The organism is Nostoc sp. UIC 10630, from assembly GCF_010747425.1.
Classification (GTDB): Bacteria; Cyanobacteriota; Cyanobacteriia; order Cyanobacteriales; family Nostocaceae; genus Nostoc.
This window is the reverse complement of record NZ_JAAGOG010000215.1, coordinates 1-12,011: the sequence shown is the minus strand read 5'-3', so window position 1 is coordinate 12,011 and position 12,011 is coordinate 1. Positions and strand designations below refer to the sequence as shown.

The 12,011-nt window shown below is 42.2% G+C and carries 8 protein-coding genes and 1 pseudogene; 4 read left to right on the top strand and 5 right to left on the bottom strand.

Annotated elements, in window-relative coordinates; all coding sequences use genetic code 11:
• Positions 1–43: 43 nt before the first annotated feature.
• The 4 genes from G1O98_RS31925 to G1O98_RS31910 all read right to left on the bottom strand — a co-directional run bounded on the left by G1O98_RS31925 (position 44) and on the right by G1O98_RS31910 (position 5,770).
• The gene (locus G1O98_RS31925) at positions 44–1,834 is read right to left on the bottom strand and encodes a DUF499 domain-containing protein (RefSeq protein WP_163936881.1); all 1,791 of its coding nucleotides are present in this window, start codon (positions 1,832–1,834) and stop codon (positions 44–46) included.
• A gap of 619 nt (positions 1,835–2,453) precedes the next feature.
• Entirely contained in the window at positions 2,454–2,963 is a 510-nt protein-coding gene (locus tag G1O98_RS31920; protein ID WP_163936878.1) for a TniQ family protein, read from the bottom strand.
• Positions 2,964–2,998: 35 nt separating this feature from the next.
• Positions 2,999–3,805, bottom strand: coding sequence for a TniB family NTP-binding protein (locus G1O98_RS31915; RefSeq protein WP_163936876.1), 807 nt, complete (start codon positions 3,803–3,805; stop codon positions 2,999–3,001).
• 3 nt (positions 3,806–3,808) lie between these two features.
• Positions 3,809–5,770: a Mu transposase C-terminal domain-containing protein gene (locus G1O98_RS31910; protein WP_163936873.1), complete on the bottom strand. Its 1,962-nt coding sequence runs from the start codon at positions 5,768–5,770 to the stop codon at positions 3,809–3,811.
• Positions 5,771–6,194: 424 nt separating this feature from the next.
• Between G1O98_RS31910 and G1O98_RS31905 the strand changes: the two genes are divergently transcribed.
• The 3 genes from G1O98_RS31905 to G1O98_RS31895 all read left to right on the top strand — a co-directional run bounded on the left by G1O98_RS31905 (position 6,195) and on the right by G1O98_RS31895 (position 10,195).
• Positions 6,195–6,842: a Uma2 family endonuclease gene (locus G1O98_RS31905; protein WP_163936870.1), complete on the top strand. Its 648-nt coding sequence runs from the start codon at positions 6,195–6,197 to the stop codon at positions 6,840–6,842.
• Positions 6,843–7,224: 382 nt separating this feature from the next.
• On the top strand, positions 7,225–8,787 hold the full coding sequence (locus G1O98_RS31900) for an NAD(P)/FAD-dependent oxidoreductase (RefSeq protein ID WP_163936868.1): 1,563 nt from the start codon (positions 7,225–7,227) through the stop codon (positions 8,785–8,787).
• Positions 8,788–8,836: 49 nt separating this feature from the next.
• A complete protein-coding gene (locus tag G1O98_RS31895) occupies positions 8,837–10,195 on the top strand; it encodes an FAD-dependent oxidoreductase (RefSeq protein WP_163936866.1) in 1,359 nt (452 codons plus the stop codon).
• Positions 10,196–10,291: 96 nt separating this feature from the next.
• Here the strand turns inward: G1O98_RS31895 and metX are convergent, their stop codons facing one another.
• Positions 10,292–11,314, bottom strand: a complete 1,023-nt coding sequence (gene metX / locus G1O98_RS31890) for a homoserine O-acetyltransferase (protein ID WP_345940616.1) — start codon at positions 11,312–11,314, stop codon at positions 10,292–10,294.
• A 21-nt stretch (positions 11,315–11,335) separates the two neighbouring features.
• Between metX and G1O98_RS31885 the strand changes: the two are divergent.
• Positions 11,336–12,011: pseudogene (locus G1O98_RS31885) on the top strand (excinuclease ABC subunit A); the annotation flags it as partial.

Genomic DNA, 12,011 nt, shown 5'->3' with positions numbered 1-12,011 from the left:
CAGAGGTACTGGAATAATAACTAATCCTCCCGTGTTTATTATTTCAAGCACTGTATAGCCTTAACTGAACCGTATTGGCCCATATTCTGCGAGTCTTTTCCTCTAAGTTTGCGAGGTTCGATCCGTCGCCGGTAACAACGCAAAAATTGTTCTTTTCAGTCACGTTCTCCCAAAAGCGCTGTGCTTCCTCAGGGGGGGCTTTGCTGTCGGGACTCAGTAAAAGACAAATCCTAGGCCCATTGAGTCTGATATCATCGATTTTCGGAAGTGCTTCTACCTCCTGGTACGCAATGCGATTAATTGGTTGAAAAATTTCCTCAAGGCGACGCTTCATCTCCGCATCTATTTTTGGCTGGGAAGCTTTTTCAGCACGGTTTTCGATACGCTTCCGTAAGTTTTCAATGTTTGAAAAGTACCAAGCATCGTTTTCTTTACGGTGGAGATACCACGCATCGCTTCTGAACCTCTTGAAAGCCTCCTGGAACTCAATAACGGGTTGGTTTGGTGCAATCAAGCACTCCATGAGCTGTGCTTCGGTGAATCCCTTCACTGCATCGATGGACTCGGAAAGGGAGGCAGCCATTAGCAAAGAGGTGATCTGGCTGGCAGCATTGTTGCCAGAGTTGGCATCAACAATCTCGGCGATCGCCATTCCACCGGAAGCAATATCGTGAGCTATAGCTCCTTGAAGATTGCTGATCTTGTTTATCTCCTCACGAACATCACTGATATTCAAATTCAGGTGCTGGCAGCCGATGAGATGTACATCGTTGTCGGGCCGCTCCCAAACCGACTTTATAATCTTGGAGATGAACTGCATCAAGCCGCGAGTCTGCCGATAACTCTCATTCTCCTTGAACAGTGCAATGACGTGCTTTACCGAGGGATGGAAGGGGTAGGACCCATGAATTTCATCGGCGATCTGCTCTGCGCTTTTAGCAACCGACTTCGATTTCACTGCCTCGGACAGTGCGGCAGCGTAAGCCGATGCAACACTATCAATGACAGAGCGATCGGGAAGCGACCTGAACAGACGCTTTCGCAGGATGTCGTAAATTTCGTGTGTCGCCAAATCCACTGGCGTGATGGGCTGTGCCTGCCGATTGGCTTCTTTCTCAAAGTCAGATATAGCTTTGCGAAGCTGAGTGGTTGCTCCTTCGTAACTCCCCGACAGGTTTGACACTACGATACAGCATTGTTTCAGCTTTAAAGAGGCTGACAGAAGATTCGACAAGGCGTATGTCGTGACCTTTGCCAGGTTCCCATCGCCCACGGGACGTGTTGTCGCATAGTCAAAGTATGGTGGAAGCTCGTCTAATAGAATTAAGGTTGGGATATCTCCAATTAACTCTATCCAATTCTTTTCTGAAGGAGCTTTCGGTCCATCTTTCCAAAACCTGCTGAACTCCGACTCTTTTCCGAGCTGATAGGCGATTTCTCCCCAGATGAATGTCTCTTCAAAACCACCACGCCCGTTGATAGCAACAATCTTTGCATCGCCGAACAGGGTCTCTTTAGCCAGATCCGGAACAATTGCATTGCGTAGCTCGGCATCACGTGCCAGTAAGCCCAGGGCAATCATGGAATGCGTCTTACCGCCCCCCATTGCTTGCTTCAGCTCAAATACTGCTTGTTCAGATTTTCCCGCCAATCGCATCAGTCCAAGCTGCAAAAGTGACTCCATCCCCTTGGTGACGAAATTCTTGCTGAAGAACTCCTGAGCATCTGCGGCTGTGCGTTCGATTACATCAGATAGATTCTCGATATGCTCACTCATGGCGTAATTGATCGCCATCGGGTGGATCTGACAAGCATCTTTGACTGTAGGCAACATTATTGATCCTCGAAACGCATTCTGAAACGGCACTCGTTACTCATCTCGAGGTCGGCTGTACTTATTTCTTTATGAACGACCCTGAAGTAACCTGGGTACTGCCTGTTAGGTCGTAAACACTAAACTTGCACTGATTGGAGGAACAACGGCAGATTGCTCCTTTGGGAGCAGTTGCCTATGGCTTCGCCTCCTAAGGTGGTAGCATATAGTCCATCGTCAATCCTGCAAAGTCACCTCTTGTTATATTTGTAACTTCAAGGTGAACACAAAGTAGCTAAACGTTATATTACATTTTCCACTTTGTCACCCAATTGACGATATCTTCACCCTAATATATTGGCATCCGAAGGAATACTAGCTCGATTAAAAATGGGATCTCGTATCTCATCATATTTACGTATTATTCATTGAGAAATTTTGTTTCAGCAGGCACTCAATCAGGCATTAGTACAGAAGTAAGTAGACAAGCGTACAGAAAAATTTTTTGGCGATGGCTTAGGATTTCTGTTTTTTCCTGCCTACACTACGGCTTGCTCATCTGTAGAGAGTTTAGAAAATCGTGCGGATTTCTTCTATGGCGGTGCTAAGAGTTCGGCAAAGCCAAATACATTATTTTTTCTCAATAATGTTTCTGGCGCTTTGCCATCTTTGCAAAAGACAAAGAACAATGAAAACACTTCTCTTCCACCCAATCAGCGGGAATTGCAAAGAGAGTCTCACAGTTAGTACATTTTGTTAATAAACCCAATTGGTGGCGATCGCATTTCATCTTCTCCTTAAATTGCCACTCAATGCGGTGATAAGGTACTTCTCCATAGCAAGCACCACATAACCGAATTGGTCTGGGTTTCATAGTCATACCCTTTGGTGGCAGCATCTCCAATAATTTATCAACCTGTACCTCAACTACTTGTGCTAGTGCCTCTAGTTCTTGTTGAGTTGGGAATGGATTGAGGTACAGTTTTTTCCACCTTGACACTACTGCACCAATTCTTGCTTCTCTACCAACTTGATACCCAGTTAGCAAATTAGCCCTTTCAAAACGACCTAAAAAGTGACTAATACTTTCTCCTGGTAATGGTTCAACAATATTTATCCAAGGTTCAAAATCATAGATTTGGTTTGACATCTGAAGCTGATAATTTTGATATTTTATATTTTCTTTTAGCTCGCTACTAATGAATAGTCTCCTTCTATGTTCTCCAAAACTGATTTATCTATTTTGTTAACACCAGATTCTAGTGCTTTAACTGCTGCATCTCTAAGAATTTGATCTAATAATCTAATTTGACCATCAGTTTTTTCCTGCAAAAGAGTTATTATTTCCTGGTTATCTGCCAAATTTGAGGTTTCTGGTAGCCTCAAAATTTGCTGTTCCCAAATTTTTACTGTTTTTCTAAAGTTTGCGCCTAAGAGTTTCTCAAAACTAAAGTAAGATGCAAAACGTCCAGCCACCTGCTCATCTTTGCTAATTAAAGTATCTAGTCGGCTACTTGTACCTACCAATACTGGAACAATCTTTACTTTATCAAATAAGTCTCTAACGTCTGGAAGCGTTTTAAATTGAAGACGATGGGCTTCATCAATAATCAATAGCTCCACCTTACATTGTTTAATTAAATACCATGAGCGCTCTCGAAGCTGGTTTTCGTTACCGCCTTTCGCCTTAAATTTTAGAGTTTCAATGATAGTTTTAAAGAAAAGTGAAGGGCTACAAGAACTGCCTGTTAGCTCAACATATAGTACGGGAACAGTTGGATTTTGATTCGGTGTTTTGGCTACTCGATTTTGGTATGTATAAAAAAGAGAAGCTGTAGTTTTACCAAGACCTGACTCTCCTACTGCCCTACCAGGTTTTCGTAATTTACGCCTTTCATCTAACCAAACAGCAAATCTTTTAACTTGTTCGAGATTTAAAATATCTGGTTGCCTGAGACGTTCAATTTCTTGTTGTATTTCTTCGTTAATCATGACTTACAACCCTAGCTCTTCACGCAGCAGCCGAAAATCCACTTTTTCTATTGTCTCATCTGTTTCAGTAGGACTTACCAAAATCTCAATCTGTTTATTTTTCTTCTCTTCTTCTCTTTGTGGTAGTTGTTCTGCACGTTTTTGTTCGGAGTGGCGGCGTTCAGCTTTAGTCTTGTTTTTCTTATATTTCAAAAAGTTTCTGCGTCTAATTGCCTCTTCCAAAATTGAAATATTATTGATACCGTTCCCACTATTTTCAGCTTTTTTACGTGCATATTTAACTTCTTCAATTGACAGTCTTTCTGCTTCTAATCCAACAGCATAAGCACGGGCTAAAAATATTTCTTTATTATTCTTGCGACCGTATACCAATACCAGAGTAATATCTCTGGGGTCGAACCTTAAAATGATTTTTTCACCTGCGTAAGCCCCTAAATTTTCTCCTCTGTAACGAAGTCCAGAAAAATTGAGATAGCCATTGTCGTACACGACTCGCTCTGCTGCCTTCATTAAGCAAATGTCAAGTTCTCTTTCGTTGAGCAAAGTAGGAGGCATCCGCAATCCCATTTGCCAACGCTCAATCCGGCTCTGTGTTGGAGTTAAAGGGTTAGCTTGACTTCGGGCATCAGGTTTTTGATTATAGCTATCGACAATGTATCCAACAATAAGTTTTTCGAGTTCAGGAAGACTTATACAAGCTTTTTTCTCAGCATCCTCTGGGCGGTCTTTGACACTGGAACCTACGTAACCTGGCATTTCAGAAAGTAGTCCACTCATAGTTCTAAAGGGTCGTTCGACAATGCCGCCATCTGAAGGTTTGCTTCGCAGGATTGGTTCAAAATCTAATTCATTAGCAATCCATTCCATTAAATGTTTTGAGCGAAAATCTTTACCACCATCTGTATAAACATACTTAGGTACACCGTAAGCACTCCACTTACATCTAAGTTCATACTCCGAACCGTAACGTTTTGGCATAATTCCATTCCGTAGCGCCAAAGCCACAACTTGAGAACTTGGCGCGGTAAAACCTAAACGGAAACCAACTATGCAGCGAGAGTAACAATCTATGACTGTAGTTAATTGAGGACGACCTATCTCCTTACCATCCTCATCAACTAATGTGATGTCAGCCTTAGTATGGTCAATTTGCCAAACCTGATTGCTGTACTTAATCGGTATATCTTGACCATCACGAGTTCTAATGATATGCTCAGAGCCATGCCATCCAGGGCTACGGCTAGTGCGAGATTGATGCTTTTTCTCTTCCAGTGGTTTGAGCCATCTTTCTACTGTTCTTGCACAGGGAGCCTTGCCGTATTTCTGCCAATACTTAAATCCTTCTGTCTTAGCTTTATTTTTGATTAGCGTACCGACTTTCCAGTCTAATTCTTCTCCTCTAAAGCCTTGTGTCTCTAGCTTTGATATCTCCTGCTTCAGTTCGTCTTTAGCTAGTTCGTAAGCTCTGATCGCAATTTTCTCTGCCACCTGAGTACGGGTCATGCGATCACTGCCTTTATTACCAGCTTTGTAAGTTTTAATAGTTAGGTTATACCAGTATTCGCTTTTTCTGGTTTGTCCTTTGTCTGCTCTAGGAACCTCTGCGAAGCTAGCTAGACCGTTTTCTTGCCAAGCCTTAACTAAGCGTCTCACCGTTCTTTCCGATTTTCCTAGCTTCTGAGCAGTTTCTTTCAGCTTTTGTCCATAAGTTTTGCGATCGCAGGGTTCACGTAAACTCCGAATAATTTCTAATTTCAGCCTTTGCTCACCTGAAAGCCTGAGTTCCGAATCCTCTAAAAATCGCTGATCCAAAAACTCAACCGATTTATCTTCCTCGGCAGTATCGTAACCCTCATTTGCAAGTATTACATCCGATGAGCCATCGAAAATGTCTGCATCTTCATCACCTAATAGGTAGGTATCTTCTTCCAGTTCAAACTGTTCATCTACATCTAAAACACTCATAGATGTAATTCTCTTTTAAAAATTAAGGTACATTTATACTACTATATAGTCGTGAATAATTGACATTTAATTTTTCGCTAAATCAACAAAAGACACTTAATATGTCGTATTAATGAAAAATTGACATATAATTTGTCGTAACCAACCTAAACAGCTTTCTTCGCTATCAAAGGGGGAAAAGTATTGATATATAAGGATTGTTCGCTAATGTCTAAGTGTGACAAATAATTTGTCGATGTGGTCAAATAATTTGTCGCTCTACATGTACATTAGCAAATTATATGTCGCAATTTGCTAATTAAAGTTAGATAAGAATGATAAAGGTGCGGTGTGGGAAGAGGGGAGCGTTGGTCGCCTTTTCCCTAACCCCTTTATTTAATTATTTTGTTCTGCCTGAGTTTGAATAAAGAGGAGAAAGTTTGGTATGTTACTTGAACTCAATCAACTAATTGTTAGAGCTGGTCATCAGTTGTTGATTAAAGATATCTCCTGGTCGGTATACAAACGTATTTTGGCAGAATTGGGGGACAATCGCAGTTCTAGGATAGGTTACAGTCAAGGAGTGCTGGAAATAATGGCTCCATTACCAGAGCATGAAGTAGCTAAAGTTATTATTGGAGACTTGGTAAAAGTTTTATTAGAAGAACTCGATCTGGAATTTTGGAGTTTGGGATCTACGACTTTTGATAAACAAAGTATGGATGCTGGGGTAGAACCTGATGATTGTTTCTACATCCAAAATGAAGCTAGAATTAGGGGCAAAGATAGAATCAATTTAGAAACTGACCCACCTCCAGATTTGGCTATTGAAATTGATATTACCTCCCGCACTCGTTTCAATAATTATCAAGCGTTGAGAGTACCAGAACTGTGGCGATGGAATGGAAGCAAGTTGGAAATAAACGTGCTGCTCGATGGTAAATATGTAGAATCAAATACCAGTTCTATTTTCCCCAATCTTCCAATTCAGCAAGTGATTCCCGAATATTTGATCCTGAGTAAGACCAATGGAAGGAATGCGACAATGAAAGCATTTCGTGTATGGGCAAGACAGCAAATAGGAGTGATTTAGTTACAATCCAATTGGTATTCCATTGATTCCACTCCTGACGTTGATGGTGAGTCTGGCATTGTGGTGTTTGTTGTGAGTCTGTTGGGCTTCGGATCGCTCCTTACCTGGAAATTTGGTAAGGTACAACCGCCGATGTTGGGGTAACTCAATTGACGTTCCCCATCCTGTAGAGGGATGAGAGATTACGGTAATTTAAGATAAAGTCGTCGAAATAGTGTAAATGGAAGCAAGATCGATATCAACCTGCTTCACTCAATTCATAATGACGAATATATAGTTTGCCGAACCACTTAGATTACCATCAAACCACTGTGATAGAGCGGGTTGAAGCATAGAGAAAATTGTTATCGAAAAAGACGTTTATTGTTTGAGGAAACCTCCTATGAAACCGGATTACCTAATTGTAGGCAGTGGTTTATCAGCATTGGTCTTTGGCGCTTTGATGGCAAACTCCGGTAAGACCGTGCAAATACTCGAAGCTCATGAGCATCCGGGCGGCTTTGGCCACACATTTACGATGGCTAAAAAATACACGTTTAATGCCCAATTCCATTATGTTTGGGATTGCGGTGAAGGACAAACGGTTAATCGAGTACTCAAGAAATTAGGCTTGGATCGGGAAGTGACTTTTGAGCGGTACGACCCGGATGGTTTTGACCACATGCGAATGCCGGGGTATGCGTTAGATATTCCTTCTGAACCAGAGGAACTGATCCAGCGATTATCAAAGCTGTTTCCTGAAGATAGAGATCGCATTCGCCAATTTGTTAACGATGTCGAAAAAACGAGTGCAGGTTTGAAAAGACTTGCTCCTCCAGTTAAGCCAATTGAACTGCTCAAACATACAAGCGAAGTGTTTTGTACTGTCCAATATCTCAACAGTACACTTCAAGATGTATTCGATAAATTTCAGCTACCCCAAGCCGCCCAAACCCTATTAGCTCTGCAATGGCCTGATTTTTTGCTGCCTCCAAATCAACTCTCGTTTTATGCCTGGGTCGCTTTGTTCAAGGGCTATCAAGCCGGTGCATTTTATCCAACCCAGCATTTTGAGCATGTTATCAATTCGTTAGTCAAAGTGATTGAATCAAATGGAGGGCAGGTACTACTAAACCATGAAGTCACGAATTTTAGAGTCACAGACAAAACGGTTACGGGCGTTGAGGCGATGGATTTAAACACCCATCAAACTCACGAATTTACAGGTGACACCGTGATTTGTAACATTGACCCCAAAAAAGCCGCCAAAATGATTGGTGAGTCACATTTTTCTAAAACCGTGCGCCGAAAACTCAACTATGAGTATTCTGCATCCAACTACATGGCTTATTGCGTCGTCAAAGACCTCGACCTGCGAGACTATGGATTTGGCAAGTGGAATGTTTTCCACACTGGTCATCAGGATTTGAATGAAGCCTTTGCTCAGATGTATGAACACAATGACTTTTCCAATCCCAGCTTTGCCATAACAACGCCCACTTTATTGACACAAGCGAGTCGGGATTGTCCAGAGGATTGTCAGATTGTCGAATTCCTTACCGTTGCTAATTACGACTACTTTAAGCAATTACGACAAAGCGATTCCCGTCGGGACGGCAAAGCCGATCGCAAAGCCTACAACCAGAAAAAGCAAGAAATTTTCGATTCTATCCTCGATGTCGTAGAAAAAGAATATGTACCGAATTTTAGAAAGCATCTAGTCTTTCATATCACCGGCAGTCCTACCACCAATGAACGTTATTGCTGGTGTCCCAACGGAAATTCCTACGGTTCTAGTCTCACACCGCGCAACATGGGTTTGGGACGCTTGAATCACGAAACCTCACTCAACCATTTCTATTTCTGCAATGCTTCATCAGGCTATCCCGGTTTTGCTCCCACATTCTGGACTGGAGCATTGCTGTATCAGCGATTATCTGGTGACGTACTTTTAGGCAATAGCTAAACAGACAACTCGCAGATATTATTCATATTCAACAACTGAGAGGTCAGTTATGAGAATTGCAGTTATCGGTGGTGGAGGCAGTGGTATGGCTACAGCTTACCTACTTGATAAACAAGGGCATCATGTCACCGTGTTTGAACGGCAGCCTATGTTAGGAGGACATATTCGGACACTTAACAAGAATGTTCAGCCTAACCAATCTGATTGCAATGAAATGTTGGAAAGTGGAGTGCTAGAATTTCCTACTGTATTTCACAACTTCATTGCTCTTATGCAAGAGCTAGGAGTGGAACTAGAACCCATCCGTGTCGGTTCAGCTTTATTCCCCAAAGATGGTATTCCCTTTTTCTCGAAGGTCACGATTGAGAACAACTATACAGGCATCCAACGCTTCATTGAATATCTGCGGTTCGATACCATCCATACCCGTTCCCTTGGATTATGGCTAAAAACGCGATTTGCCCAGATGGAAGATTTTTACGATCGGCCACTGTATCAATATGTAAACAACCAAAGTATAAGCAATACCTGGCTAAAGTTGCTGACGATGTATAGCTACTCAATGCCCTTTGAACTCATTGATAACTTTCCCGCAGAGATGGGAATTCCGATGTTACGCGACTACCTCGCAGTCAAATGGCTCAGGATTAAAGGCGGTGTATATTCCTATATTGAAAAAATTCTGGAGCGATTTCAAGGGGAAGTTTTGTTGAATGTGGAGATTGCTAATATTTCTAGAAGTCTAGATGGTGTGATAATCCAGCGATCTGCCTCTGGCGGCAGCGCTTCGCTATCGCAGGGTGAGATCCAAGAGTTTGATAAAGTCGTATTTGCCACACCACCCGACCAAGTGATAGCACTGTTAGCTGACCCAACCGAAGCTGAAATTAAACGCTTCTCAGATTGGAAAGCCAATTATGCAACCACTACAATTCATACTGATACTTCTATGTATGATCGTCATCACATCCACCACCCCTCGGAATTTGATTTTTTCCAGACAGACACCCAATGGGGATATAACAGTTACTTAAATCAGCTTTGCGGCATCTCATCGCCACAGAATTATTTTTTATCGTTTCAACTAGAAAGATTGATTGCTCGCGATCGCATTATTCACACTCAAAAGCATCACACTCCGTTGTATACCACTGAATCTTTTCGATATCGAGACGAAGTAGTTGCCACCAATGGAGAGAACAATACTTACTATGCGGGAGCTTATCTCGGAGATGGATTGCATGAAGGAGCGATCGCGTCTGCGTTTCGTGTCGCTCAACTCATTGGTTCACCCTTAGCTGTCTCCATTTCTAGCTTCAATGACAGAAACCCAGATACAGTAAATATAGCAGCGGATACGGCGGGCATTGGAAAATATTTAACTCATCCCCGTTCCCATCGGTCTTGAGATTTTAGTTATAAACCAATATGCTTGGGTTAAGGGTCACTGGCAAAAATTTTGGGTTTTTGAGACGCGATAAATCGCCGTCTCTACAAGTTTTACCTAATGTGATATTTCGTTTCTATAGTTCTGTTGAATAATTTCATTCAATGCAGCCATATCAATTAAAAATGCGTCATGTCCGTGGGTTGACTTTAACCACGACAGTTGAGCATTAGGGATTAAATTTGCCAATTCTTGTTGTTCTACTGGTGGATAGAGAATATCAGAATCAATGGCGACAACTAGAGTTGGTTGCTGGATGCTTCCAAGAACAGATTCATAATCTGATAAATTAGAAGCTGTGCGATCGCGTGCAATATCGTGGCCATCCATTGCATGGGTGAGGAGAATATAAGTATTGGCATCAAATCGTTCTGTCAGCTTTTGACCTTGATGCTGTAAGTAACTGGCTATAGCAAACTTCTCAGATGGATCATACTGCCGTCCAAAGCGGGTTGTAAAACTATCCCAAGAACGGTAAGTAGACATCGCCATCATTCTCGCCACTGCTAGTCCTTGGTTTGGAGGTGCATCTAGGGTGTAGTTTCCTCCTTGCCAATTTGGATCGGCATAAATTGCCTGTCTTTGGGCTTCACTTAATCCAATACACCAAGCGGAATGTCTGCCAGAAACAGCGATAGGTGCAATACCTTTTACCTTGTCGGGATATAATAACGCCCATTCCAGTGATTGCATTCCACCGAGCGAACCACCAATTACGAACCGCAGAGATTGAACACCCAGATATTCTAGTAGTACAGCTTGTAGGCGAACCATATCTCGGATTGTAATTTTGGGGAAGGATACACCATAAGCCTTTCCTGTTGTTGGGTTGATAGTAGTTGGCCCTGTTGTACCGTAACAACTTCCCAAAATATTACTGCACACAATAAAATCGCGATCGGGATTGAAGGCTTTCCCTGAACCAAACAAAGGTTCCCACCAATCATCAGCGTCAGCTGAACCAGTTAAGGCATGACAAATTAGTACCCCATTATCGCCTTGAACATTTAACTCTCCCCAACTGCGATAAGCAATCTGAACCCCAATTAATACTTCGCCGCTTTCAAGTTGAAATGGCACTGTAAGCTGGTAAAACTGGGTTTGTGGCGAGAGCAATTTATAAAAGGGGCTAAAAAATTCAATTTCCCGATTCACAAGCCTATAGCGGACCTGACCACCAAACAATATGATGTATTGTGGGAAGGGAATGAGCATGCGCAGGGCATAAATGCTTTTTTCAAAGAGGTAGAACAGAATTTATATAAGGTTCAATACCGGGTATTACTGAGTCGCTACCGTGGCCGCACGCAATGCCCAGATTGTAAAGGCTATCGCCTGCGTAAAGAAGCGCTGTACGTAAAAGTCAATGATAAAAATATCGGAGAGCTGAGTGAATTGCCGGTGCGCGATTTAAAAAAATGGTTTAATGAAATAAAGAACAAAATAACAGACTTTGATAAAGAGGTGGCGAAGCGAATCCTTATCGAAATCAATCACCGGTTGGATATACTATTAAATGTAGGGCTTGGTTACCTTACGATCAACCGGCTTGCAAACACCCTCAGCGGGGGTGAAAGCCAGCGGATACAACTTACCAGGAGCCTCGGGAGCAATCTTACCAACTCCTTATATATACTTGACGAACCCTCCATCGGTTTGCATTCAAGAGCTACGGCCAATCTGATACGCTTATTAAAAGAAGTGCGTGAGCTGAATAATACAGTAGTGGTGGTAGCCCAGGATGTAATGATGCTGCGTGAAGCGGATCATATTATTG

Bases quoted from the DNA above. Each gene is read 5' to 3' on its own strand.
- G1O98_RS31925 (WP_163936881.1), bottom strand. From the start codon at position 1,834: ATGTTGCCTACAGTCAAAGATGCTTGTCAGATCCACCCGATGGCGATC.
- G1O98_RS31920 (WP_163936878.1), bottom strand. From the start codon at position 2,963: ATGTCAAACCAAATCTATGATTTTGAACCTTGGATAAATATTGTTGAA.
- G1O98_RS31915 (WP_163936876.1), bottom strand. From the start codon at position 3,805: ATGATTAACGAAGAAATACAACAAGAAATTGAACGTCTCAGGCAACCA.
- G1O98_RS31910 (WP_163936873.1), bottom strand. From the start codon at position 5,770: ATGAGTGTTTTAGATGTAGATGAACAGTTTGAACTGGAAGAAGATACC.
- G1O98_RS31905 (WP_163936870.1), top strand. From the start codon at position 6,195: ATGTTACTTGAACTCAATCAACTAATTGTTAGAGCTGGTCATCAGTTG.
- G1O98_RS31900 (WP_163936868.1), top strand. From the start codon at position 7,225: ATGAAACCGGATTACCTAATTGTAGGCAGTGGTTTATCAGCATTGGTC.
- G1O98_RS31895 (WP_163936866.1), top strand. From the start codon at position 8,837: ATGAGAATTGCAGTTATCGGTGGTGGAGGCAGTGGTATGGCTACAGCT.